At 72.4% G+C, this 24,443-nt stretch carries 18 protein-coding genes and 2 pseudogenes; 8 read left to right on the top strand and 12 right to left on the bottom strand.

The features are described from left to right. Positions 1–154 precede the first annotated feature (154 nt). The 6 genes and pseudogenes from AB0E67_RS11865 to AB0E67_RS11840 form a co-directional block, all read left to right on the top strand. Positions 155–658 carry a hypothetical protein gene (locus tag AB0E67_RS11865; protein ID WP_362024366.1) on the top strand — a complete coding sequence of 168 codons (504 nt, stop codon included), beginning with the start codon at positions 155–157 and terminating at the stop codon, positions 656–658. After that, positions 628–2,049 carry a hypothetical protein gene (locus AB0E67_RS11860; protein ID WP_362024363.1) on the top strand — a complete coding sequence of 474 codons (1,422 nt, stop codon included), beginning with the start codon at positions 628–630 and terminating at the stop codon, positions 2,047–2,049. Before AB0E67_RS11865 ends, AB0E67_RS11860 begins: the two co-directional genes overlap by 31 nt. Before the next feature lie 209 nt (positions 2,050–2,258). Then, on the top strand, positions 2,259–3,683 hold the full coding sequence (locus tag AB0E67_RS11855) for a VWA domain-containing protein (protein WP_362024360.1): 1,425 nt from the start codon (positions 2,259–2,261) through the stop codon (positions 3,681–3,683). 162 nt (positions 3,684–3,845) lie between these two features. After that, positions 3,846–4,958, top strand: a complete 1,113-nt coding sequence (locus AB0E67_RS11850) for an AAA family ATPase (RefSeq protein WP_362024357.1) — start codon at positions 3,846–3,848, stop codon at positions 4,956–4,958. Next, entirely contained in the window at positions 4,955–7,771 is a 2,817-nt protein-coding gene (locus AB0E67_RS11845) for a hypothetical protein (protein ID WP_362024355.1), read from the top strand. The genes AB0E67_RS11850 and AB0E67_RS11845 overlap by 4 nt, the downstream gene beginning before the upstream one ends. A gap of 105 nt (positions 7,772–7,876) precedes the next feature. Further along, positions 7,877–8,017 (top strand): annotated as a pseudogene (locus tag AB0E67_RS11840) (IS5/IS1182 family transposase); the annotation flags it as partial. 69 nt (positions 8,018–8,086) lie between these two features. Here AB0E67_RS11840 and AB0E67_RS11835 read toward each other — a convergent pair. The 5 genes and pseudogenes from AB0E67_RS11835 to AB0E67_RS11815 all read right to left on the bottom strand — a co-directional run bounded on the left by AB0E67_RS11835 (position 8,087) and on the right by AB0E67_RS11815 (position 11,377). Then, the gene (locus AB0E67_RS11835; protein WP_362024352.1) at positions 8,087–8,662 is read right to left on the bottom strand and encodes a GNAT family N-acetyltransferase; all 576 of its coding nucleotides are present in this window, start codon (positions 8,660–8,662) and stop codon (positions 8,087–8,089) included. 74 nt (positions 8,663–8,736) lie between these two features. After that, positions 8,737–9,153, bottom strand: coding sequence for a hypothetical protein (locus tag AB0E67_RS11830; RefSeq protein ID WP_362024350.1), 417 nt, complete (start codon positions 9,151–9,153; stop codon positions 8,737–8,739). Between the two features lie 781 nt (positions 9,154–9,934). Continuing rightward, on the bottom strand, positions 9,935–10,207 hold the full coding sequence (locus tag AB0E67_RS11825) for a hypothetical protein (RefSeq protein WP_362024347.1): 273 nt from the start codon (positions 10,205–10,207) through the stop codon (positions 9,935–9,937). A gap of 132 nt (positions 10,208–10,339) precedes the next feature. Beyond that, positions 10,340–10,549, bottom strand: a complete 210-nt coding sequence (locus tag AB0E67_RS11820; RefSeq protein ID WP_362024344.1) for a DUF397 domain-containing protein — start codon at positions 10,547–10,549, stop codon at positions 10,340–10,342. After that, positions 10,546–11,377, bottom strand: a pseudogene (locus AB0E67_RS11815) (helix-turn-helix transcriptional regulator). The gene AB0E67_RS11820 and the pseudogene AB0E67_RS11815 overlap by 4 nt, the downstream one beginning before the upstream one ends. Positions 11,378–11,482: 105 nt before the next feature. Here AB0E67_RS11815 and AB0E67_RS11810 point away from each other — a divergent pair. Together AB0E67_RS11810 and AB0E67_RS11805 are read left to right on the top strand one after the other, a co-directional pair. Continuing rightward, complete coding sequence (locus tag AB0E67_RS11810) at positions 11,483–11,740, top strand: hypothetical protein (protein ID WP_362024341.1); 258 nt, start codon at positions 11,483–11,485, stop codon at positions 11,738–11,740. A gap of 335 nt (positions 11,741–12,075) precedes the next feature. Beyond that, positions 12,076–12,681, top strand: coding sequence for a hypothetical protein (locus AB0E67_RS11805; RefSeq protein WP_362024338.1), 606 nt, complete (start codon positions 12,076–12,078; stop codon positions 12,679–12,681). Here AB0E67_RS11805 and AB0E67_RS11800 read toward each other — a convergent pair. The 7 genes from AB0E67_RS11800 to AB0E67_RS11770 all read right to left on the bottom strand — a co-directional run bounded on the left by AB0E67_RS11800 (position 12,649) and on the right by AB0E67_RS11770 (position 24,189). Beyond that, the gene (locus AB0E67_RS11800; RefSeq protein WP_362024335.1) at positions 12,649–14,343 is read right to left on the bottom strand and encodes a class I adenylate-forming enzyme family protein; all 1,695 of its coding nucleotides are present in this window, start codon (positions 14,341–14,343) and stop codon (positions 12,649–12,651) included. The two genes, AB0E67_RS11805 and AB0E67_RS11800, sit on opposite strands and share 33 nt — an antisense overlap. A gap of 44 nt (positions 14,344–14,387) precedes the next feature. Continuing rightward, positions 14,388–16,208, bottom strand: a complete 1,821-nt coding sequence (locus AB0E67_RS11795; protein ID WP_362024332.1) for a CoA transferase — start codon at positions 16,206–16,208, stop codon at positions 14,388–14,390. After that, positions 16,205–17,107: a methyltransferase gene (locus tag AB0E67_RS11790; protein WP_362024329.1), complete on the bottom strand. Its 903-nt coding sequence runs from the start codon at positions 17,105–17,107 to the stop codon at positions 16,205–16,207. Before AB0E67_RS11790 ends, AB0E67_RS11795 begins: the two co-directional genes overlap by 4 nt. 241 nt (positions 17,108–17,348) lie before the next feature. Next, positions 17,349–18,941: a class I adenylate-forming enzyme family protein gene (locus tag AB0E67_RS11785; protein ID WP_362024327.1), complete on the bottom strand. Its 1,593-nt coding sequence runs from the start codon at positions 18,939–18,941 to the stop codon at positions 17,349–17,351. After that, positions 18,938–20,317, bottom strand: coding sequence for an FAD-dependent oxidoreductase (locus AB0E67_RS11780; RefSeq protein WP_362024324.1), 1,380 nt, complete (start codon positions 20,315–20,317; stop codon positions 18,938–18,940). Before AB0E67_RS11780 ends, AB0E67_RS11785 begins: the two co-directional genes overlap by 4 nt. After that, positions 20,314–21,294 (bottom strand): UbiA family prenyltransferase, encoded by a 981-nt coding sequence (locus tag AB0E67_RS11775; RefSeq protein WP_362024321.1) that lies wholly within the window; start codon positions 21,292–21,294, stop codon positions 20,314–20,316. The genes AB0E67_RS11780 and AB0E67_RS11775 overlap by 4 nt, the downstream gene beginning before the upstream one ends. 264 nt (positions 21,295–21,558) lie before the next feature. Then, on the bottom strand, positions 21,559–24,189 hold the full coding sequence (locus AB0E67_RS11770) for a DegT/DnrJ/EryC1/StrS family aminotransferase (RefSeq protein ID WP_362024318.1): 2,631 nt from the start codon (positions 24,187–24,189) through the stop codon (positions 21,559–21,561). Between the last annotated feature and the right edge of the window lie 254 nt (positions 24,190–24,443).

Raw genomic sequence — 24,443 nt, 5'->3', positions numbered from 1 at the left:
TCTTCTCTCCCCGAACTCGCCCGGCGCCGTCCGGCAGGCCGTGCGGGGCGCTGACGCATGCGCGCGATCGGGCGTTGTCAGTGGTCGCAACTATGTTCAGCAGTGTCCCGCCGACGTGGCGCGGAAAACCCCTTGGTGCATAGGAGATGGTGCGTTGTCAGTTCGGGAGAGGTCGAGCACGGCACGGGTCATACCGCCCGCCCGGCCGCGCAAGCTCGCCAAGGTTCCGTTCGTCGAGCTGGCCGACGGACGCTTGCAGGGCGTGGTGTCCAGCGGCTCGGACATCGCACGGGTCTATGTCTCGTCGGTCGCCGTCGGCACGTTCGCGTTCACCTGCAGCACCAACAACAACCGCCCCTGCGGCGGTGCGCGCGGCTCGTTCTGCAAACACATCGGGTCCCTGATCACCGAGGCGGTGCTTCAGTACGGCGCCGAGCGCGTCGCCCGCTACCTGAAGGCCGAGACGGGGGACGGGGAGCCGAGCGCGCAGACCATCACCGCGGGCATGACCGCGACGCGTCCGCCGCAGGGGGACACCGCGGCCGCCGCGTCCGTCTTCAGCCGGTTCCTGCGCCACCTGGCGTACCTGGAACTCGCCCCCACCACCGCGCCGTTGCCGGAGATGCAGTGGTTCCCGCCGACCAGGGCGGTGGCGTGATGCGTGCCGATCTGCTCGCCGAGACCATCACCGGGCTCGACGAAGCCCTTGCGGCCGTCGACGCCTTCGACCGGGTCCTCGTCACCGGGCTGCTCCGCCCGCAGCCCGCCCAGGCCACCGGCCTGGCGGAGCTGGCGAACGCCGTCGCGGGGACGCCGCTCGCCGCCCGGACCGCCGAGGCGGCGGAGAAGGCGGCGGCCGGAGCCGCCGGGGAGGACCACTTCATCGCCCTCGCCGCCGCCCGGACCGCACTCCTGGGCTCCGTCCACGACGCACTGATGACCCGCGTCGAGGAGGCGACCGGCCGTACCCGCGCCGAGGAGACCGTCGCCCCGGCCGACGGACAGCACGCGGCGAACCTGCTCGCCGCCGCCCGTTCGTGGCTGTCCGACCTGGCGCGTACCGGATGGCAGGGCATCGACCACGAGGTGGTCTCCGGGGCGGCCCAGGTCGTCTCCGCCATGCTCCCGGATCCGGCCCTGCGCCGCCCGGCGACGCTCCTCGACGGCTTCGCCGCCGAACTCGCCGCGTCCTGCCCGGGTGCCACCCTGGAACACATCCCGGAACGCCGCTGGGCCGACCTGTGGTCCCGTGCCCTGCTGCTGACGCTGCCCGGTGTGGCCGAGGCACCCGTGAGCGGTACGGCCACAGGCCGCCTCCTGCCCCTCGGCGTCGACCTCCAGGAGCACCCGACCGCCGCGCAGGCCCAGGTCCACGCGGTGTTCGAGCCCGCCGACGGCACCGCACCGCGCCTCGTGCGTGCCGCCGTCGCCGTACCCAAGCCCGACACCGTCGTCGGTGCCGGTGTGTGGCAGCTGCTGCGCCCGCACCTCTCGCTCCTGGCAGCCGCGGGCGAGGGCCGCTCGATGGACCTCACCGACATGCCCGTCACGGCCGAGGGCGACCTGATATGGAGCGACGAGCACGCCCGCCCGGGCGAGCCCGCCGACGTCTTCGCCACCGCCCGCGTCGCCCTGCCCACCGCCGCCGATCCGGTGACCACGCCGCTGGACCGGCACCCGGTGCGCATCGCCGTGCCCGTCTTCCTGGAGGGCTACACCGCCGGGAAGGGCGACGACGGGGCCCTGACGTTCACCGTCGCGGGGCACCCCCTTGCCGTCGACACCGACCGCATCCCGGCCGCCGGACCGCTGACCCCGGAGGCCGTGGCGGCGTCCGGCGCGTGCGTCGGACTGCTGCGCTGGGACGACGGATCGTTCAGCGTCCAGCCCCTGGCCGTCGAGACGACCGTGCGGAAGAAGACCGTCGCGCTCCACGCCGGGGGATGGGCCGGGGGTACGGCCGACAAGGCGGGCGCCAAGGCCGAGAAGGCCGCCACCGACGCCACGTCGGTGCTGCGGGAGCGAGCCGGAAGGCTGTTGCGGAAATGACCGGACGGACTCCCGGGACACGAGAACCCGACGACATGACCGGGGCGGAAGGCGACGAGACCCCCGCCGTGGACACCGACACGCCCCTTGCGACCCGACCGGGCGGCGGAGCCGCGACGCGAGCCGGGGACAGCTCTGCGGCGGACCCCGGCGGGACATCCGCGGCGGACCCCGGCGGGACATCCGCGGCGGACCCCGACGGAGATCCGGTGGCGAACCCGTACGACAACCGTCGCCAAGTCCTGTACTGGCGGCTCCTCGCCCGCCTCTTCGACCACGAGGAGCAGCCCACGCTGGAATCGGCGAGCCTCGCCGTCGTCGAGGACATCGGTCTGCCGTCCGCGCTGCTGGACCCGCAGGCATCCGTCGACTCGGTGGTGCAGCGCCACCCCGGTCTGGCCGACGAGCTCGACGGCCTGATGGCCCCCGTACCGGACGGCGCGGACGACGCCCCGGCCGAGGACGAGGACGTACGCGACCGGGCCGCCGAGGTACGGCGCGCGGCACTGGTGTCGAAGGTGCTGCTCAACGTCTTCGCCACCGGTTCCGGCACGGTCACCGCCGGACAGCTGGCGCGCTGGCAGTCCGACGCGGGCTGGCTGGAGCGCGCCCTCGGCTGCAGGCCCGGTGAACTGCGCGGTGGACGCGGCGGCGGCCGTACCGGCGGAGGCGTCGCGGGAGCCGGCGTCAGCCCCACCGGCACCGGCGCCCGGGGCACGAACCCCGACCTCAGCCGGCTCATCCCGGCCATCGGCCCGGAGCTGGGCGCACTCGAGGCGGACCTCGTCAAACGGATGCACCTGCGCGAGGTGCTCGCCGACCCCGCGCTCGCCGCCCAGCTCACCCCGAGCATGTCGCTGATCGAGCAACTGCTGCGGGACAAGAACAACCTCTCCGGCGTGGCCCTGGCCAATGCCAAGGCCCTGATCCGCCGCTTCGTCGACGAGGTCGCCGAGGTGCTGCGCACCCAGGTGGAGAAGGCGACGGTCGGAGCCCTGGACCGCTCCATCCCGCCCAAGCGCGTCTTCCGCAATCTCGACCTCGACCGCACGATCTGGAAGAACCTCACCAACTGGAGCCCCGAGGAGGAGCGGCTCTACGTCGACCGTCTCTACTACCGGCACACCGTCCGCAAGACGACGCCCCAGCGGCTGATCGTCGTCGTGGACCAGTCCGGCTCCATGGTCGACTCCATGGTCAACTGCACCATCCTGGCGTCCATCTTCGCCGGGCTGCCGAAGGTGGACGTCCACCTGATCGCGTACGACACACAGGCCCTCGACCTCACCCCCTGGGTGCACGACCCGTTCGAGACCCTGCTGCGCACCAACCTCGGCGGCGGCACGGACGGCACGGTCGCCATGGCCCTGGCCCAGCCGAAGATCGCCGAGCCCCGCAACACGGTCGTGGTGTGGATCTCGGACTTCTACGAATGGCGAAGCGAGCCGCTGTTCGAGAGCATGACCGCCATTCACCGCTCGGGCGCCAAGTTCATCCCGGTCGGCTCGGTGACCAGCTCCGGCCGCGCCAGCGTCAACCCCTGGTTCCGGGAGCGCTTCAAGGACCTCGGCACGCCGGTGATCTCCGGTCACATCCGCAAACTCGTCCACGAGCTCAAGACGTTCCTCACCTAGGTCCACCGAATCGACCGAATCGACCGACTCCAGGAACCGTCGAACGCGCCGGATCCACCGACTACGCCGGATCCACCGACTACGCCGGATCCGCAGAACCCGGCAACTTGCCAAGTCGCCAAGTTGCCAAGCCTGCCGAACATCATTGAGAAAGGCCCTGACATGTCCGACCTGTTGCGCGCCCCCGCCGAGATCAAGTACGCCGAGGAGCTGGACTGGCTGGAGTCCATCGACGACAACCCCAAGCCGTTCTCCTGGCGGTTGTCCCCGAAGATGGTCCGCCTGTTCATCCTGGGTTCCGAGCGCGCCGACGGCCTGGACCGGGAGATCTCCCAGAAGTGGTTCGGTGACCGCAGCTTCGTCGAGCGCTCCATCGTCACCCTGGCCTCCGACCGCGGCCTGCTGCTCATCGGCGATCCCGGCACCGGCAAGAGCTGGCTGGCCGAGCTGCTGTCCGCCGCGATCAGCCGCAACTCCACCCTGGTCGTGCAGGGCACCGCCGGCACCACCGAGGACCACATCAAGTACTCCTGGAACGTGTCCATGGTCATCGCCAAGGGCCAGTCCCGGGAGTCGATGATCCCCTCACCGATCATGACCGCGATGGAGACCGGCGCGATCGGCCGCTTCGAGGAGCTCACCCGTTCCACCAGCGACGTCCAGGACGCGCTGATCTCGATCCTCTCCGAGAAGTACATCTCGGTCCCCGAACTGGACAGCGACGGCATCGTCTTCGCCAAGCCCGGCTTCTCGATCATCGCCACCGCCAACAGCCGCGACCGGGGCGTCAACGACCTGTCCTCGGCGCTCAAGCGCCGCTTCAACTTCGTACGCATCCCCGTGGTGACGAACAAGAAGAGCGAGGCGGAGATCGTCCGCTTCCGCACCGAGGAACTGCTGCGCCGTCACCAGATAGAGCTGGACGTCCCGCCGACGCTGCTGGACGTGCTGCTGCAGAGCTTCGCGGATCTGCGCGCCTCGTCGGCGGCGGCCGGCAGCGACGACGAGAAGCTGGAGTCCGCGCTGTCCACCGCCGAACAGATCGGTGTGCTGGAGGACGCGATCCTGCACAGCAACTTCTTCGGCGAGCGCTCCCTGACCGCTCGTGCCCTGGCCTCCTCGCTCGTCGGGTCGCTGGCCCGGCGCGAGCCCGAGGACCTCGCCATCCTCAACAAGTACCTGCACGGCGTCGTCGAGCCCCGCAGCAAGGAGGAAGGCGGATCCTGGCCGGAGTTCCTGGAGGGCGGCCGCGACGCGATCGCCACCCTGTCATGAGCGCCGCCCACGAGGGGACCTTCGCGACACTGCGCACGCAGCTCCAGGAAGCCGCCGCGACGTTCGCCGACGGACCCGACGCCCTCGAAGGAATCCTCCTCGGCATCGTCGACGACGTCGACCGCGCGGTGCGCGAGCCGCTGGAGGTCTTCCCCGTCTGCCACCACTCACCCGCCTCGGCGACCGCGATGGCCCGCCGCCTGCGCGAGAAGCAGCCCAAGGTCGTCTACCTGGAGCTGTGCGAGGACATGACACCGCTGCTGACCGAGCTGCGCAACTGCCGCCTCCCGGTCGCGGTCCAGGCGTTCGCGACCGAGGTCGACGGCTTCCCCGCCGAGTGGTCCCCGCTGTCGGTCGTCGCTCCGATCACCGAGGCGTCGGCCGAGTACCAGGCGATCGCCTATGCCCTGGACACCCCCGGTGTCGAACTCGTCCTCGTCGACCGTTCCTCGGACCACGTCTTCCAGTGGGACCCGCGCGGCACGCGGACCGAGCATCCCGCCGACACGGACGCACCGCCGCCCACCGAGGAGGAGGCCGCGCTCCACGGCGACGCGGTCGGCGTGGAACTGGGCGACCTGCGCCCGCGCTTCGCCGAACTGGAGGAACACCTGCTGCGCCACGGCAAGGTGCGGCACTGGTCGGAGTGGTGGCACCAGTACGTCGAACTGCCGCTCGGCGACCGGGGCAGCGACCACGACACCTACCGCCAGGTCATGCTGCTGATCGGCAGCCTCTTCCGGCGCCTGGCACCCGGCGACTCCGACCGGGTGCGCGTGGACGAGGACCGTGAACGCCACATGTGGACCAGGATGCGTGAGCACCTGGCCGCGACCGGCACCGATCCCGCCGAATGCCTCTATGTCTGCGGCGCCTTCCACGCGGTCAGCCGCGTCGCGGAGTTCGGCGTCCACGGCACCGACACCTTCGAGATCGGCCCGCGCACCGCCACCACGTGGCAGTACGGGCTGATCCCGTCCAGCCACGCGGCGATCGAGGCGCAGTTCGGCCTCGCCGCGGGCTCGGTGTCGATCGCGGCGACGGTCTGGGCCAAGAACCTCAAGCGCACCGGCGTCAAGCCGTACCGCCTGGCAGGCCAGAACGGTACGAAGAAGGCGAAGCCCAAGAAGACCGCGGCCCCGGCGGCCCCCGCACCGACGGCGGCGGTCCCGGCCTCCGACAAGCTGACCGGATTCCTCCGGCGGCCACCCGTCCTGGACCGCCTGGACGAGGCCGAACTGCTCGGCTGGTCCGTGGAGATCGTGCGCGCCGCCCGCCGCAACGGCTACCTCGCCTCCACCGCCGATGCCATCGCGGTGTTCGAGACGTCGATCCTGCTGGCCGGGATGCGCGACCGGGCCAGGCCCACGCCGTACGACTTCCAGGACGCGGCGGTCACCTGCATCGAGAAGGACACCGTGCCGGGCCGGCGCGACGTGCGCCGCCTCGTCGAGATCATGATGGGTGGCGACCGTGTCGGACAGGTCGGCTACGACGCGCTGCCGCCCCTGGCACGCGACGTGCACGACCGGCTCGCGCCGCTGAACCTGAAACTCCAGCAACGCGGCGTACAGAGGGCGTTGCTGAACATCGCCGCACAGCCCGAACTGGAGCGGTGCTCCGATGTGCTGTGGATGCTGCGCCGCCTGATGCCGCACGGCGCCGCCCGGCCGATCATGGGCGAGCGGCGGCTCGGCGAACGTCCGATCCAGGAATCGTGGGACCTGGCGCTCGGCACCCACCAGCGGGCCCTCATCGAGCTCGGCTACGAGGGCGTCAGCCTCGAACAGGTCCTGGAACAGCGCCTGCGCCGCACGGCGTACGACCCGCAGGCCACCGCGGCGACCGTCCTCGCGACCGTCGAGGACGCGACCCTGTACCTGCGCAGCCGCCGCCTTGCCGACGAGCTGGGCACCCGTGCCCTGGAGGTGCTCTCCGCCGAACGCAGCGTCGACGACGCACCGGAGGTGCTGCGCCGGGTACGCGGGCTGCTGGCGTACTACCGCACCAGTGAGCCGGTGCTGCCGCCGTGGATCGAGTCCTTCGTCAAGGCGGGCTACGCGCACTACTGCACCCTGCTGCCCACGGCGTTCACCGACGACGACGCCACCGTCCGTCAGGTGGCGGCGATGCTGGGCTTCCTGTTCAGCATGGAGAGCCTGGCCCTGTCCCTGGGGTGCGACCGGGCCCAGCTGGAGCTGGCGGTCGCCCAGTCGCACCCGGAGGACCCGTCGAAGACGGCACTGTTGTGGGCGGCCCGGAACCACCTCGGGCTCCTCTCCCGCGCCGAGCTGCGGGCACGCTGCGACGAGCTGCTCGCCAACCCCCTGGTGGTGCCCGCCTATCCGCGCTACCTCAGCGGCTTCGTGCACGCCCTGGAGCCCGTCCCGGGCCTCACCGACTTCGTCGTGGAGGCGGTGTCGAACGCGTTCGGACGGCTGCCGGACCCGGTGCTGCTGCCCTGGCTGCCGACCCTGATCAGCACGTTGCGGACGAGCGGTACGGAGCTGGCCCCGCTGCTGATCCGCGAGGCCGGACGGATCTTCCCCGGCCGGCTCGCGGCCCTGGACGAGTGGGTCCCGCCGTGGCGGGCCCACCCGGAGCCGGAAGCCGTACGTCCGGTACGGGGCACGGCCGCGGCCCGGGGCGTCGCGCTGCTCGCCGCCCACCCCGCGACCTGCGATGCGGTGGCGAACCTGCTGGGCTGCGACGGGAGCTGGGAGACGGCGGAGACCGGCCCGTCGGGTGCGGCACTGGTCGGCCGTCACCCGGACACGGCGGTGGCGCTGGAGGCCCTGCTGGCGGGTGCGTGACGGCGGAAGGGCCCGAGATCGCCGGGGGACGTCCACCGGGCGGGGGAGGAGCGGGGTCCATGTCCCGGGCAACCGGGGCATGCGCGGGCTCCGCTCCCGGCCGGCCGCGATGTGGTCGAGCGCTGCTTGGCGCGGTTGAAGCAGTTCCGGGCCGCCGCGATCCGGTTCGACAAGCTCGCCGCCCGCTACTGTGCCGGTGTGGTCATCGCGTCCATAATCCTCTGGCCGAGGGACACCGGGAGCTGAGCGAACCGCAGCCGAGCGGGGCAGCGAGTACGTGCCCCGACACCGCTCCGGAGCTCCCGACCGCGGCCGTCAACATGCCTCTGCGGTGGGGAGGGTGTTCCCCTGGCTGCGGGTCAGCCGCCAGATCTGATCCTCGCCGGTCCCGGCCGGGGCGAGGCGCTCGGCAGGGCGGCGGAGGTGTTCGGTGAACCCGAGCCGGGCCGGGACGGCACCGCTGGCGCGGTTGGCCGGGTCGTGGACGACCTCGACGTAATCGACGCCGGAAAGGCGGAAGGCCTGGTCAACCAAGGCGCGGGCGGCCCGAGTGGCCAGGCCACGGCCGGTGGCGGCAGGGTGCAGCCAGTAGCCGATCTCACGGCCGTTGTCCGTGGTCTCCCCGCGCCGGAACAGCACGCAGGCGCCGACGATCGCCCCGTCAACCGTGATCGCGTAGGTGAACGCCTCGCCGCCGGCCCAAAGCTCCAGGCGGCGGGCCAGGAAATCGGTGGTCCTGGCCAGGCTGTGCTCAGCGACCCAGGGCATCCACGGGCGCAGGTGCTCCAGCGACTCCTCAATGACCCGGAAGAACTCCGGAAGGTCCGCCTCGCCGCTGAAGCGACGCAGCGTTAGGTCGCCCAGTTCGATCACCTGCTGTGGGAGGTCCATGCCAGGAGGATCGTGTGCGGGCACTACCGCCAGCAACAGGATTTCGAAAGCGTCAGTTGCCCTGGAGGCCGTGGCTACGGCTGCAAGGGTGGTTGGGTGGGCGTGGGTGCCCCACCTGGGGCGGGATGGGCTGCCCGGGTGTCGGTGATCGGCTCGGTCCGGCCGCCCCTCTTGGACGCTACGGCGCAGACAGCGAAGGTCACCCCGAGCAGACCGAAGATGATCGCCAGGTCACCTTTCGCCTGCATGTCCGCCTGCCGCGCCGCAACCTCCCTCTCCCAGAAGGCCGCATCTTTCTGCATGGTCGACTGGTGCTCAAAGAAACATTTGAAGAAGAGCTGATCGGGCGGGGTATCCGCCTTGATGTCGCAATCGGCGTCCTCGAAGAGATCTATCTTGCTGCTGTATTCGTCCAGCGGCTGGTCGGGCACCTTCGAGGCCACATCCAGTGCGACCGCCGACAAGATCACCGCCGTGATCATGCTGAGCATCGCCAATACGATACAAAATACGGTTCCGGCACTGCGCCCTTGGGATGACATGGCAGGGAGACTAACGGCAGGCATGAACCGCCGTCAGCCCAAGGGCCGTCCTTTACCGCCCGGCGCCCCCCCCCGGCGCGCTCCGGCCCGCCCCGGGGTTGGGGGGGCGTCCGCATACGCCCAGTATGCGGACGCCCCTCCGCCTTGCGATGCACCGCATCCGACGCCGCGCGCTGATCCACCAGGGATTACGGGAGAGCCCTTAGTACTCCAGTGCTCCAGTGCGGTTTCGTGATTTATCCAGCGGGTTCGTCGGCGGTTCGTCGTCGGTAGTGGCTGCGTCGGGCTGTTGCATGGTGGCGTCTGCGCCAGATGGACCAGTTCAGCAGCTTGGCCACGGTCATGGCCGGTGGGTCGAAGACGGCGGCGAGGAGGCGGCGGGTCTCCGGGACGGTCAGCGTGATCGGATGGCTGCTTCGGGCGGGCTGGTGCGTATCGGCGGGCCGTTGCGGTGCAGCGTCGGCGGCGAGGGCGGTCAGGAAGGTTCAGGGCGAGCGTGGCGAGCGTGATGTGCCGCTGCCAGGCCGTGGCGGGCAGGCGGTCGGCGAGGGTGTCCGCGCGGACAAGGGTGCGGCCGTGGTTGATCCTGACCCGCATCGAGCAGACGACGGTCATCACGTAGCCGACGCCGCGTGCTTCGAGGGCGGTCGGAGCCGGCCTGCCTTTCGGGCCGTCTCTCCCGCCATGCAGCCCTGAGGCAACTTCACGGCCCGTCCCCGGAACTCCGGGGTCATTCCAGGACGTTGACGTCCCCGGCGGTCCGGTCGGCGGTGGGGAGCGGGCGGTGGCCTTCGTCCCAGTGGTTGGACCAGGAGCACAAGCCGCAGGCGTACCGCCCGTCCAGCCCGTACACCTGGGCGTCGCAGCCCCGGCAGCGGGTGGTGGTGATCTCGGGGATTATCGCGACGGTCGGGGTGACGGAGGACCAGCCGCACTGGTTGGAACAGGTCCACGAGCCGTCGGGTCCCTGAGTCGCCGCCGCGCCGCAGTTTCCGCACGTCATGTATGGCCTCCGGGTTCTATGGCCTCCGGTACGGCCCCGTCGACCGGGGAGGACCCGGAGGGCGGCGCCGACTCCAGTGTGCCAGTGGACCGTTCCGCCGGGACAGCCCCGGCGGAACGGTCGGCCTGGCCGTCAGGCGGCGCCGAAGTCGCCGGCCTTCACGCCGGCCACGAAGGATGTGAACGCCTCCGCGGAGGCGCTCAGCACCGGACCGCCCGGGACCTTGGAGTCACGGACGGGGACGATGCCGCGCGAGGCGGCGAGGTTGGCGGCGACTTCGATGCAGGCGCCGCCGTTCTCGCTGTACGAGGACTTGAACCAACGGGGGGAGGGGGTGGTCACGGGGTTCCCTTTCGCAACTGGTTGATCACGGCCACGGATTCCGCCTGGGACATCGCTTCTGCCTGCAACTGATGGTATGCGGTCAGCAGCGGCACCACGGAGGGGCTTTCCCGCTCAAGCCGCCCTCGCTGCGCGGACTCCGCATAGGAGAGAAGGGCGCGGTTCTCCATCGTCAAGATGTACAAGGGCAAGCTGAGTGGGCGGCGGTCGCCCATGGTGAACGGCGCGACTTGGAGCACCGTGTTCGGCAGCGCGGCGAACTCGACCAGGCGAGCCAACTGCGCTTCCATGACTGCGGTGTTGCCCACGGGCCTTCTGAGGCAACTTTCGTCGAGTACCACGAACAGCAACGGTGGGGGCGTCCGGTCGAGGACCGCCTGACGGGAAGCCACGACTGCGTTTCGTTCGTCTCCCTGCTCGGGGGTGATCGCGCCCCGCTCGACCGCGCGAGCGGTGAGCGCCGATGCGTACTCCAGCGTCTGGAGTATCCCCGGAATGACACCGACCTCGTAGAGCCTGATCTCAGCGGCGCGTGCTTCATGGGTGACGTACTCCGGGAACCCCTCCAGCAGAGACGTCTGTCGGACGGCCCGGCTCTGGCGTTCGAGTCTGTCGCCGGTGCCGAACACTCGGTCAGCGGTTGCGGCGAACCGGCGGGTTGGAGGGCGGCGACCAGTTTCTACGGCGGAAATGTGCGTCCCGGAGCACCCCATGCGATGGCCCAGTTCGTCCTGCGTCCAGCCGCGCTTGTCGCGCAGGGTGCGTAAACGCTGGCCGAACGGCCGCGACCGGCGATTCCTCGGGGTCCAGCTCTTTGCGGTTCACCATCGAGACATCCAACTCTCTGAGCATTTCTTGCAAGTTGAAGACCGGCTGACTGTAGGTCACGCTGGGGCGCCTTGGTAGTGGGATCACTACGGAGAGGAGTGGCCCGTGTCCGTGAAGAACGGTGCCCCGAACGAACCAGAACCCCCGCCCCTCCCGGCCCCCGGCTCGCTCATGATGGACGTTTCGCAGGACCGTGTCGGCGAGTTCCGGGGCGAGTGGTGCGGCCGGTGGTCGCTGCGGCCCCTCGGTGGTGGAGTCGAGTGGACCGTCGCGCCCGAGGACGTGAGGCCGGCCGACCCGATAGAGCGGCTGCGTGCCGAGTTGGCCCGTGCCAACCGTCGTAGCCGCGGTGAGCTGCTGTGACGCGGCCGTTCCTCGCCGCGGCGTACGCGGGTGACTGCCGGACGGCCGCCCAATCCGGCGGGGCGTGTGTTTCGTCGCCCCGGCTCGCGCCGTGCCCGTTGCGGGTGAGGCCCCGGAAACCGAACGGTCCGGGCCCGGAGCCGGGCACCCCGTGGATTCCCCCGTACGTGTGAGGCCCATGCCTCTGCCCGTGCCCGATGCTGCCCGTGCCCGATGCGGCCTGTGCCCGATGCGGCCACTGAACGGCGTGCCTGGGCGTGTCATCCCTTTCAACGCTTCTTCCATCCATCCGCAGATTCCCCGCAGACCCCGCCGGTCGGCAGGAAGGAAGTCCGATGCCTCTCATGACGCCATACGTCGCGACACGCTCCACCGAACAGTCCGTGGGGGTACCGGAGTTGACGATCGAGTTCGCCTCCGGTGGGCCCCGGATCGCCTACCGCAGACCGCGTCCGGGGGACCGGGACCATCACGGGAATCTCTGGGTGCGCATGTCGGAGTCCACGGGCGGGCGCGTCCTGTACGACTGCATGAACGTGCCGCGGCAGCGTGCCTGCATGGAGAACCTGCTGTGCCAGGTCTGTGGCGGTCCCGCCGACCGGAACAAACAGGGCTGGTTGTTCCTCGACTGGAGGCGCCCGGACTCGCCCCCGACCCGGCCCGAGAGGTCCCTCACCTCCATGCCGCCCCTGTGCGCCGAACACGCCCGTGTCTCCGTCCGCCAGTGCCCGTTCCTCCGCAAGGCGGACTACGCCGTGCTGCGGGTGCGCAAACCCCAGCTCTACGGGGTCTCGGGCGCCGTCTACCAGCTCACCGACACCGGCTGGCGCGCCTCCGACAACGACGTACTCGCCCCCTACAGCCAACCCCGCCTCCCCGGCATGCTCGCCTCCCGTCTCCACCGCCGACTACGCGGCGTCACCGTCACCCGACTCCCCTGACCCGCCATCCGCGTCCACCGCCCCGGGGGAGAGTCGGCATGCCCGGTCCGTCAGTGTGCGGCGGCAGACCTTGCCGGTGGGACCGAGCGGCATGACGGGGACGTGGAGGAACCGCTCGGGCAGTTTGCGTTTCTCCAGACCTCTGTGCAGCAGGAAGGCGTTGAGATCGGTGAGGTCGGGGACGGGGGCGCCCGGTACGGGGCGCACGCAGACGCAGAGCCGTTCGCCCAGGTCCGGGTCGGGGACCGGGACGCAGACCGCCTCGGCGACGTCCGGGTGGTGGGCGAGTTCGCTCTCGACCTCGGCGGGGCTGATGTTGAGGCCGCCGCGGATCACCACGTTCCTGAGGCGGCCCAGGACGTACAGGCGCCCGTCGGGACCGATCCGGCCGAGGTCACCCGTGCGCACCCATCCGTCCGGGGTCCGGTAGCGGGCGTCGAGTTCGGGGCCGGCCAGGTAACAGAGCGGGGTCATGGGGCCCTTGGCCTGGATCTCGCCCGAGGCGCCCGGCGGCACAGGTGCGCCGTCGGCGCCGGTGATACGGATGTCCGCGACCGCCGGGTCCGGCCTCCCCACGCACCCGTCGTCGGTGCCGGGTGACCAGACCGTATGGCAGTTGACGCCGTCCGAGGAGCCGTACACGGTCAGCACCGGCCGTCCGAAACGCTCCGCGCACGCCCGCGCGGTGCCGTGCGGCAGTGCGGCACCGCTGGAGACGAGGGCCCGCAGCCCCGGGAGGTCCCCGGCCTCCGCCGGGCAGCCCTCGGTGAGGCGGCGCAGCATCGTCGGCACCCCGAACACATGGGTGGGGCGGTGGACGGTGAGCGCCCGCAGCGCCTCGGGCACCGAGAACGCCGGCAGGACGACGAGCGTGCCGCCGAGCCCGACGAGAGTGACGACACCGCACGACCCGAAGGAGGAACCGAGGGGTACGAGGACCAGATGGCGGCGCTCCGTCGCGTCCGGGTCGAGCGCCCTGAGGTAGGAGGCCCGGCCGCCGGCCATCGCCTGGTGGGAGTAGGCCACCATCTTCGGCGCGGTCTCGGTGCCGGAGGAGACGAGGACGCGGGCGGGCGCGTACGGGTCCACCGGGGCGGGCCGCCAGGAGTGCCGGGCCCGTTCGCCCAGCCAGCGGGTGCCGGTCATCTCGCGTTCGGTGCCGAACGCCACGTCGAGCAGCGGCAGTTGCGCGCACACGGCGACGTCCTCGGGGTCGGCGAGCACGGCGGCCCGCGCGCGGGAGCGCCCCAGCAGGGCCAGGGTGTCCCGGCTGCCGCCGCCCGGCGGGTACGGGAGGGCGACTGCCCCGATCGCGTACACGGCGAGTTCGGCGGCGATCGCGTCCCTGCCACCGGGCAGCCGCAACGCCACGATGTCCCCAGCCCCGAGCCCCGCCTCCGTGAACAGGGCGGCGATACGGCGGACTTCGGCGTCCAGCTCGGCGTAGTCGTGGCCGCCGCCGGCCGGGTCGCCGCTCTCCACGAGCGCCCGCCGCCGGGGGTGGCGGCGCACCTGCTCCCGGAACAGGCTGTAGAGGTCGAGGTCCGGGCACAGCCCCGCCTCGGCCCAGGCACGGCGTTCGGCGCGCGGTACGAGGTCGGGTACGGCCAGACCGGCCCGGGAGGCCCACACACCGTCGCGGCGGGCCCCTGGAACGGTCACGGGAGCGGTGAGCGTGCGGGCCGCGGCTTCCCGCACCGCGCCCGTCACGAGAACGTCCAGGGGCTGCGCACCGTCGCGTATCCACCGGGCGGGGCCGGGACGACGGCGTCCCGGAAGGCGGGGTCGGCGGGGAGGGCGCTCAGATCGGTGCGGACCTCGGTGGCGCCGAGCCCGGCCGAGCGCAGCCGCTCCCGCCACTCCCCGGTCGTTCGACTGCCGAAGCGCCCGGCGACGGCCCCCGGAGCGGCGTGCGCCGTCCCGGTGACCCGGGCGAGCGCGGCCAGGTCGGCGCGGGCCCGTTCGCCCAGGTACAGATGGCCGTCCGCCGTCCGCAACGGCAGTTCCAACGGCGACCACGCCGCGCGGCGTACGGGCGGACGCGGCACCAGGGCGGCGGCGGAGAGCAACGAGGTCTCGGCACGGACGCCGCTCCCGGTTCTCGCCCGCCGCAGGAGCCCGGCCACGACCGCGTGGGCGCAGACGAGACCGCCGAGGACGTCGGTCAGCGTCATGAGCGACGGCGCGGGCGGCTCCCCGGCCGGGCGCAGGGCGGCGGCGAGGCCGCTGCGGGCCTGGGCGAGGTAGTCGGTACCGATCGGGGTGTGCTCGGGCGGGTAGGCGTCCCCGAAACCGGATGCGCCCACGTACACCAGGTCCGGTCGCACCCGCCGCAGCCCCTCGTCGTCGAGACCGAGGCGCACATCGCGTCCGGGCGCCCAGTTGTGCACGAACGCGTCGGCGTCCGCGACGAGTTCGCACAGCACCGCACGGCCCTCGGCGGTACGCAGGTCGGCCTCGACGACGGCCTTGTCCGCGTTGAGCGCCGCATAGCGGGCGGAACAGCCGTCGGCCAGCGGCGGCAGCCCCCGCATCGGGTCGCCGCCCGGAGGTTCGACGCGAATCACCTCGGCGCCCAGCAGTTCCAGTACGTGCCCGGCGAGCGGGCCCTGGACCCGGCGGGTGGACTCGACGACCCGTATGCCGCTGAGCGGGAGCGCGCCCGGCGACGCGGGCCCGCCGCCCGGCCGGGGGACGCACGCACCGCCCGGTGCCGGTACGAGCCGTACGGGCTCCGGCAGTCCGGGCGGCACCGGGTCGTCGGACAGTGCGACCAGGCTGACGCCGCACGCCCGCGCGGCCGCGTGAAGGGCGTCGAGCGGGGCGGTACGGGCGGCCTCCCGCAGTTCCCCCGGCAGTACGCAGACGGCGGTCGCGAACCGCTGCTGGAACGGCGACCAGCCGCGCCCCGCCACCCGTGCGCTGATCCCGAGCCGCGCCCAGAACTGCCGCCACGCCTCGGGATCGAGGGTCTCCAGCTCGAAGGCCGCGCCCTCCGCCGACACGAGCGTCGCACCGCCGACGGCCGCGCCGGACGGAACGGGGATCCGTGGAGCGGCGGCCTCGTCCGGTGGGGCCGTGGCCTCGGCGAGGTACTGACAGAGTGCGAGCAGCGCCCCCTGCGCCGCGGAGGTCCGTACCTCGCGCAGCTCCAGCCCTCGGTGCCGGGCGAGCAGTACGGCGGACACGCCCTGGGCGGTGAGCACACCGGCCACGGTGGCGGCGTAGTCCACGGCGAGCGGGAGCGGCCCGCCGCCCGCCCTGCCGTGGACGTGCATGATCCCGCAGGCCGCCTGGACGGCGCCCTCCCCGTCGAGATCCTCGGCCACGGGCCCGGCCCAGTCGGCCGTACGGCGCACGGCGCGCGGTCCGGCGACCCCGGTGTCCCGGGTGTCTCCGGTGTCCTGGGCGTCTCCCGTGTCCCCGATGGTGTCGCGCAGCAGCCGTGCCGCCACCTCGCCGACGACCGACGGGGCGGCCGGAAGGGTGACGGGTGCGGGGGAGGGCGCGGAGAAGGCGATGCTCATCGGGGAGTTCCTCCGGGCTTCCGGCCCTGTGTCGAGTACAGGACGCTGGACGCCGCACGGAAGCCCGGATCGGTCATCAGCTCCCGAATACGGTCGAGTTGATGATCAGTCATCCCCTGGGCGAGGAGCCGGTCGCGCAGGTGATGCGTGTGGTGGAGCTGGAGTTGGAGGCTGGCCGATCCGGCGTGCCGCACCTCGACGTACGGGCGGACGTCGACCGCGACGAGCCCGGCCTCCCGCAGTGCCGCGGGGACGCGCCGGCCCCAGTGGGGGTCGCCCCCCGCGGCGCGCAGGGCGGCGGACTTGGCCGCGAGGAAGGCGGTGTAGAGCTGTTCGGACTCCGCGTCGGGGGCGAGCAGCGGGGGCTCGTAGGAGGTGTCGAACTCGTCGATCTGGAGCACCCCGCCGGGTCGCAGCGCACGCACGAGCCGGTCGAGCACCGCGCGCCGCTCCGGCAGGTGCTGGAGGACCAGGCGGGCCACCACGAGGTCGTAGTGGTTCTCGGGGAGCGGGTCGCGCACGATGTCGTGTGCGCGCACCTCCAGGTGCGGGGCGGGGGAGATGTGGCGCGGGTCGAGGTCGGTGGCGAGCACGGAGCCGCCGGGGCCGACGCGTCCGGCGAGCCAGCGGGCGACGCTGCCGCCGCCCGCGCCGACCTCCAGGCACGTCCAGCCCGGACCGACACCGGTGGCGGCGAGCCGGGGCAGGGTCACGGGGTCGTAGGCGGCGGCGAGGCAGCGGTGCTGCTCCGTGCTGTGCGGGGTGGCGTTGTCGAAGGCGTACCCGGGGTCGGGCCGGACCTGTTCCGGGGCCGCGGGCCGGGCCGATCCCGGATCGGGCGAGATGTGCTCCGGCCCGGGCTGGGCGGGGGTGGGGCGGGCGGCCGTCGGCTGCGGCACGGTGTTCTCCTCCGATGGGACTGGGACTCGATGGGGCTGGGACTCGATGGGGCTGGGGCTCGGTGGTGTGTCAGGTGGTGGTGGGGCTTGGCGCGGTGCGTGGTGAGCGGCGATCACACCCCGACAGGGGGATCACGAACCGGGCCCAAGCGGGACCGGATCGGGCCCGGGACGGACAGGGCCGGGCCCAGGGGGGACCCGGGTGCCGGGACAGAAAGGCCGAGCCCCGGACGGGCGGGCGTCAGGTCCAGCGGCCGGTGCCGCAGGTGTCGGAGTCGCCCGTGAGCTGCCGCAGCAGGGCGGCGCGCCGCACCTTCCCGGTCCCGGTGCGCGGCACCTCGTCCCAGGTGAGCACGACGGGATCGGCAAGCGGCGGGAGTCCGTCCGCCGCGGTCTTCCAGCGCGACGGGTCGAGGCACCCGTCCCGGGTGACGACGACGGGCAGCGGATCCTTGTCGTCCGGGCGGCCGAGGACGACGCATTCCAGCGCCTCGGGAAGCCGTTCCTCCAGCCGGTCCTCGGTCTCCAGACAGCTGATCCGGCCGGGGTTGTCGACCTCGCGGTCGAGCAGACGGACACTGCCGTCGCGGCGCAGCAGCCCGATGTCACCGGTGTTCCACCAGCCCTGGTGCTGCTTGTCGGCCCAGCGGTCCTCCTCGCCGACGTAGCCGAGGGCGAGGGCGGCGGTCCGGGCCTGGAGGAGCCCGGTCCGGCCGCGTGGCAAGGGCAGTTGGGTGCGCGGGTCGACCACGCGCAGCCGGGTCTTGACGGGGATGGGGCGGCCCAGGTCGCGGGCGGTGTCGGTACGCTCGCCGTCCCCCGGGGAACGGCGGGTGTGGAAGCGGAAGGTGAGCGGGCCCGTCTCGGTCTGGCCCCAGCCCTGCATCCACACCGGGTTCCGGCGCCGACTGGCCGCCAGGTAGGCGCGGATCGTGGGCGGGTGCACGGCGTCGTAGGTGCTGATGAAGAGGCGTACCCGCCGGAAGGCGTTGTCCAGGCGGCTGGTGAGTTCCTGGAGACGGACGTACGTGCTCGGCAGCGCCTCGGCGATGGTGGGCGGGTGTGCGCGCAGCAGCGGGTCGGCGGCGTCGGGGTCCGCCCCGGACAGCAGGACCATGGCCTCGGGGGCGCGCGAGAAGGCGACGCCCGTCCAGCAGAAGGTGCGCCCGTGCGCGTAGGAACCGGCGTGCAGCAGGGTGTCGTCACGGCGTACGCCGATGCCAGGGTAGGGGACGGCCTCGAAGCGGGCGAGCTTGCGGATGATCGTGCGCGTGGAGTGCACGACGAGCTTCGGCACCCCGGTGGTACCGGAGGTGTGGTTGATGACGAGCGGCTCGTCGTCGTGGCGGCGGCGGTGCACCGCCGGCCCCGGAGCGACATCGGCCAGCGGAACGGCGCGTGGTGCGGCCTCGTCCACGGTGAGCGTGGTGCCGACGAGGGAGGTGAGGTCGTTCCCGGTGGCCCGGCAGCGCTCCAGCAGTGCGGCGGAGGTGACGAGCACGGCCGGTTCGAGCCGGGCGAGGAGCGTGGCCAGGACCGCCGGTTCGAGCTGTCCGGAGAGCTGGGCGGGTACGGCCCCGGCGCGTACCGCCGCGCAGGCGAGGAGGTCGTAGTCCCAGTGGTTCTCCTTGACGACGGCCACGCGGTCGCCCGGGCGGGCCCCGGCTGCGGCGAGCCGTGCCGCCGTGGTGGCGACCAGGTCCGCGAGGGCGGGGACGGTCCAGCGGGTGCCGTCCTCGGGCGCGAGGTCCAAGGGCCGGTCGAGGTGGACGACGGTGGTGTGGCCGCGCTCCGCGGCCTCGTCGAAGAGCACACCCATGTCGTACGGTTTCACCGGGCAGTCTCCAACTGTCGTTCGGAATGGGTTCGTCGGGTGCCGAGGCGGCTGAGGACGCGGGAGGCCGCGAGGCTCCCGGAGCGTACGGCCCCTTCGGAGGCGGGCCGCAGCATCACCCAGTCACCGGCGTACTCCACGGGGCGCGTGCGGCGGCGCATGAAGCGTTCCCGCAGATGCAGCGCGCGCGGGGTGGCCTCCGGCAGAGCGTGCGGGAAGGCATGCACGAAGCTGTGCCGGGTGGCGCGGCCGAGTCCGGGCACATAGCGCTCGGCGGCGGCGATCAGCCGGTCCTTCGTCTCCGCCTCGGGGCACTCGGCCAGTCCCGGTACGGTCCCCGGGGCGGCCATGAGGGTGAGCAGCCCCCGGCCGTGCGGGGCGCGGCCGGGGTGTTTGACGTGGTCGGCGATGACGGCGGTCAGGACGTCCTCCTCGACGGCGGGGGTCAGCAGGAGATAGAGCGGGCGGCCGTCGGCGGTGGGGGCGAGGGGCCGGTCCAGCAGACAGCTGACCTTGAGCGCGGAGCTGAAGGTGCAGGCGCCGAGGAACTCGGCCTCGTCCGGCGGCGCTTCGGGCCGGAGCGCGGCGGCGAGCGGGGCCGGTACGGCGAGAACGGCGGCCCGGGCGGTCACCTCGCCGCCGTCGAGACGCAGCCGGGCCCCGTCCTCGGTCTGGACGACCTCGTGCACGGCGCGGCCGGTCTCGACCTCGACGGTGTCGGCGAGCCGCCGGGTGAGCAGGTCCATGCCGTCGAGGTAGGTGCGCCAGCCGGAGGGCGGACCGACCTCGGCGAGCAGGCTCAGCATCGGGGCGGCGGCGGAGCGGGCGGTGTCCCAGCCGAAGCAGCAGCCGACGAGCGGCTGGAGCAGGTAGTCGTGCAGATCGGGGTGGTAACGCCCGGCCACGGCGCGGACGGTGGCGGCGCCGACAGGGGTGTCGTGCGGCCGGTCCCCGTCGTAGCGGCGGCGGTCGCGGGCGATCCGGCCGAGCAGCCGGACGAGGTCGAGGCGGGCGGCCGGGCCGAGCCCCGCACCGCCGTCGACGAGGGCGGCGGGCCCGCCGACCCCGGGCCGGGCCCGGCCCTCGCGCCACACCGCGACCTCGCCGCCGATGCGGGGCACCTCGTCGTGGCGGACACCGAGACGGTCGAGGAGTTCCCAGGTGGCGCGGTAGCCCCGGGACGGGACCTGCTCGGCGCCCCGGTCGACGGTCCAGCCGTCGTGGCGGAAGCTGCGCATCCGGCCGCCGACCTCGCGGTGGCTCTCGTAGACGCGCACGCTCAGCCCGGCACGGCTCAGCTCGTGGGCGGCGGTGAGCCCGGCGGGACCGGCGCCGACGACGGCCACGTCCAGGTCGGGGGAGACGGGCCGGCTCATGCGGCCCCTGCCCCGACGAGGAGGTTCGCCACGACGAGGAGGACGACGCCCAGCCGGTGCACGCGGAAGCCGATGCGTCGCGCGGCCATGATGTTGTCGGCACGGAAGCCGGTGAGGTACTGCCGCAGCCGCAGGCACCCGGCCGGGAGCATGACGAGCGCGAACCACCAGGGGGCGATCCCGGTCGCCGAGGCGGCGACGCTGAGCAGGTACTCGGCGGCGGACAGGGCACCGATGAAGAGGGCGTTGCCGCGCGGCGAGACGAGGACCGCGACCGTGGGACGGCCCACGGCACGGTCGCCCTCGATGTCGTTGGTGTTGGAGTACACCCCGAACATGAGCGGCCCGAAGCCGAAGAGCACGCCCTGCACGAACAGGAAACCGCTGAACTCCCCGGTGAGCAGTCCGTACTGGGCGATGACGAGCACGAGCCCCAGGGCGGCGAGGAACGCCTCCTGGAAGCCGTGGTAACTGATCTTCAGCCCGTAGGAGTACTGGAGGGAGACGACGTAGAGCAGGCCCAGCAGGATCAGTGCCCACAGCGGGCGGTGCGGGGCGAGGGCGACGGTGAGCGCCCACACGACCGCCCCGGCCAGCGCGCAGACCCAGGCGAAACGGAGCGCCTCGCGCTCGCTGAGGGTCCCGGCGACGAGGGGCTTGCGCAGTTTGTTGCGGAGCGGGTCGTCGGGGCCGTAGTTGGCGATGTCGCTCCCGTCGCGGAAGCCGGTCACGTCGTCCAGCGCGACCATCGCCATGATGACGAGCACCTGCCCGAGCAGGAAAAGGACGAGCGTGGCGACGGACCGTCCGTCGAGACCGGGGCTCAGGGGCAGCAGCACGGCGGCGAGGACCACCGGGGTGCTCAGGTAGTAGTCGAACACGTCGAGCTTGCCCAGCCTGCGGTAACTGCGCAGCTTGCTCTCCGGCCGGGACGCGGCGGGCACTGCCCCGGCGCCGGCCGTGACGCTCTGTGTCATGGGTTCTTCTCGGTCCTTCGTGTCGTGTCGTGCCGTGTTGTTGTTGTGCCGTGTCGTTGTGCTGTGTTGTGTTGCATTGCCGTGTCGTTCGCCGTCGGCCCGCGGGTGACGGCGGACCAGCGGCGGATGTGCACAGGCATGTCCGGTACGGGACCGGGCGGATCCGGTTCGGGCCGGTGCTTGCCGGTTCGAGCCGAGCCGTGGTGCGGTCGGAACCCGGGCCGGGGCCCGGTGCCGGAGGCCCGTGGGCCTCCGGCACCGGTCTCAGCGTCCGGCCGCGAAGGCGCACACGCTGTCGGCGACGTGCTCCACCTCGGCGTCGCTCAGCAGGTGGTGCACCGGCAGCGACAGCGCGCGGGCGGCGGCGGCCCGGGCCCGGGGCCACTGTTCGCCGACGGGCGCGTACCGGGCGAAGGCGGCCTGCTCGGGCAGCGGCAACGGGTAGTAGACGTGGGTGGCGACCCCGGCGCGGTCGAGGTGGGCGCGCAACGCGTCCCGTTCCTCGACCAGCAGGGTGTAGACGTAGTAGCAGCGGCCGTCGCGGCCCGCCGGAGGCGGAACGATTCCCTGCCCGGCGAGCGGGGCGAAGCGCTCGGTGTAGTAGTCGGCGATCCGGGCACGCCGTTCGAGGCGCTCGGGGAAACCGTCGAACCGGTGCAGCTGGAAGGCCGCCTGTACCTCGTCGAAGCGGCTGTTGCGGCCGACGAGGTGGTGCACGAAGCGCTGCCGTCCGTCCTGCCCGTGGTTGCGCAGCATCCGTATCCGCGCGGCCAGCCGCGGATCACGGGTCACCACGGCGCCGCCCTCGCCCGGCATCCCGCAGGACTTCACCTGCACGAAGGAGAAGACTCCGGCATCGCCCCACAGCCCCGCGGGGGTGGAGCCGAGCACGGCCCCCTGGGCGACGGCCGAGTCCTCCACGAGCCGCAGCCCGTGGCGTCGGGCGAGGGCGGTGAAGCGCGGCATGTCCGCCATGACCGAGAACATGTGGGCCGGCATCAGCGCGGCGGTCCGGGGGCCGATGCGGCGCTCCACGTCGTCGGGGTCGACGACCATGGTGTGCGGGTCGATGTCCGCGAAGACCGGGGTGCCCCCGACGTTGACGACGGCGGCGGCCAGTGGGGCGCACCCGAAGGCGGGAACCACGACCTCGTCCCCGGCGCGCACCTCCATCGCGGTGAGGACGAGTTCGAGCGCGGAGGTGCCGCTGCCGCAGAGCACCACGTCGGGCGCGCCGAGGGAATCGCGCAGCACCCGTTCGAACTCCTCGGTGCGGGAGCCGAGGATGAAGCGCTGGGAGGGATCCAGGGCCACCTCGCGGAAAAGACCGATCAGTTCCTTCCGGTCGGCTTCGAAGAGCTTCCGGGGGAAGAACTCGACGCGGACCGGAGGCACATGGGCGGCGCCGACGGCCCCGACCCCGGCCCGGTCGCCCGCGTCCGCGCCGTCCGCGGCTGCGTCGTCGGCGTCCGGCGCTGCGGGGAGCGTGTCCGCGGTCTCCGTACGTCCCGCGGTCTTCGTACCTTCCGCCGTCTCTTTACGTCCTGCGGCCTCCGTACGTTCCGCGGCCGACACGTCGTCCGCCTCGACGCCCGCCTCGCCACGCACCTCTTCGGTAGTCCCGCGCCGGGTGTGCGGGACCTCCGGGGCGCGCGGGTTCTTGGGGGCCTGCCGTACGTAGAAATCGGCGACCGCCTGGCACACCCGGTCGATCTCCTCGGTGCCGAGGTCCGGGTACAGCGGCAGCGCCACGGCCCGTCCGGCGGCGGCCTCCGCGTGCGGGAACCGCCGGTCGCGGCAGTCGAGCTCGGCGAAGGCGGGCTGCCGGGGCAGGGGCACCGGGTAGTAGACCTCGGTCCCGATCCCGTGGGCGTCGAGATGGGCGACGAGGTCGTCACGGCGCTCGGCCTCGATCAGATAGACGTAGAAGACGTCGCGGTCGCCCCGCTCGGGCCGGGCGGTGGACCGGGGCAGCCGCAGCACACCGGGGATGTCGCGCAACCGCTCGGTGTAGCGGGCCGCCAGGGCTGCGCGGCGGGCGATGTCCTCCTCCAGCGTGGTCGACTTCGCCAGCAGGACGGCGGCCTGCACGTCGTCCATCTTGCTGTTCACCCCGGGCCGACTGCTCTGCGTGGCGATCGCCGGGAAGTTGTCGAGGGTGTGGCCGGCCCGTCCGTGGTGACGCAACGCGTCGACCGTGTAGGCAAGTTCGGGGTCGTCGGTGAGGACGGCCCCGGCGTCGCCGAGAGCGCCGAGGGTCTTGCTGGGGAAGAACGAGAGCACCCCGCCCGCCCCGAAGAGCCCGGCGTGCCGGCCGCCCCGCCGCATCCCGATCGCCTCGGCGCTGTCCTCCACGACCGTGAGCCCATGGGCCCGCGCCACTTCGCCGATCGCCGCCATGTCCGCCATCGTGTGGAAGAGATGCACGGGCATGACGAAACGGCAGGCCGGGGTGACCGCCTCGGCCAGGGCGCGCGGATCCATGGCGTAGGTGGCGGGGTCGATGTCCACGAAGCGGGGGACACCGCCCGCGAGGACCACGGAGGAGGCGGTAGCGAAGAACGAGTACGCGGGCACCAGCACCTCGTCGCCGGGGCGCAGCCCGCAGGCGCGCAGCAACAGCACGAGCGCGTCCGTACCGCTGTTCACGGCGATCGCGTACCGGGCCCCGGTGAGGGCGGACAGTGCCTTTTCCCATTCCGCGACCTGAGCGCCGTGGGAGAATTTCCCACTGTCGAACACGCACTCAAGATTCTGTTCGACCAGCGGCCACAGCCGTTGGAATCCCCTCGCCTGGGAGAAGAACGGGACGGGTGACGAGGACCCTCCGGGGTCCGGTGCTCCGCCCCGAATCCCTTGCCCTGCAAGGCTGTTGATCTCCAAACCCGCCCCCACCCTGACGTCCTTCCGATCCGCGGTGCACGTGGGATCAGCGTGGCCGAAGGGGAAACCCGACCGGTAGCGGAAACCCTTCCGCTTCACACTTTGCGGTGTTCATTTCCCACTTGGCTTGACGTCGGCGCGATGGTGTCGAAAAGGTCCGTGTAGAAATCCGTGCAGAAACACGCCGGGGACACCGGAGCATGTGCGTTCCGGCTGCCGGGAGCCCGTTCCGCTCCTTCGTCACCACCCCGTGCGACGGGCGCAGG

The sequence above is a fragment of the Streptomyces sp. NPDC032161 genome (assembly GCF_040636995.1).
GTDB lineage: Bacteria > Actinomycetota > Actinomycetes > Streptomycetales > Streptomycetaceae > Streptomyces.
The sequence above is the reverse complement of the archived record's forward strand: the minus strand, read 5'-3'. Positions and strand labels throughout refer to the sequence as shown.

Coding starts and splice junctions, on each gene's coding strand:
- AB0E67_RS11850 (WP_362024357.1), top strand. CDS start 3,846: ATGTCCGACCTGTTGCGCGCCCCCGCCGAGATCAAGTACGCCGAGGAG.
- AB0E67_RS11845 (WP_362024355.1), top strand. CDS start 4,955: ATGAGCGCCGCCCACGAGGGGACCTTCGCGACACTGCGCACGCAGCTC.
- AB0E67_RS11835 (WP_362024352.1), bottom strand. CDS start 8,662: ATGGACCTCCCACAGCAGGTGATCGAACTGGGCGACCTAACGCTGCGT.
- AB0E67_RS11830 (WP_362024350.1), bottom strand. CDS start 9,153: ATGCTCAGCATGATCACGGCGGTGATCTTGTCGGCGGTCGCACTGGAT.
- AB0E67_RS11825 (WP_362024347.1), bottom strand. CDS start 10,207: ATGACGTGCGGAAACTGCGGCGCGGCGGCGACTCAGGGACCCGACGGC.
- AB0E67_RS11805 (WP_362024338.1), top strand. CDS start 12,076: ATGCCTCTCATGACGCCATACGTCGCGACACGCTCCACCGAACAGTCC.
- AB0E67_RS11795 (WP_362024332.1), bottom strand. CDS start 16,208: ATGAGCATCGCCTTCTCCGCGCCCTCCCCCGCACCCGTCACCCTTCCG.
- AB0E67_RS11780 (WP_362024324.1), bottom strand. CDS start 20,317: ATGAGCCGGCCCGTCTCCCCCGACCTGGACGTGGCCGTCGTCGGCGCC.
- AB0E67_RS11775 (WP_362024321.1), bottom strand. CDS start 21,294: ATGACACAGAGCGTCACGGCCGGCGCCGGGGCAGTGCCCGCCGCGTCC.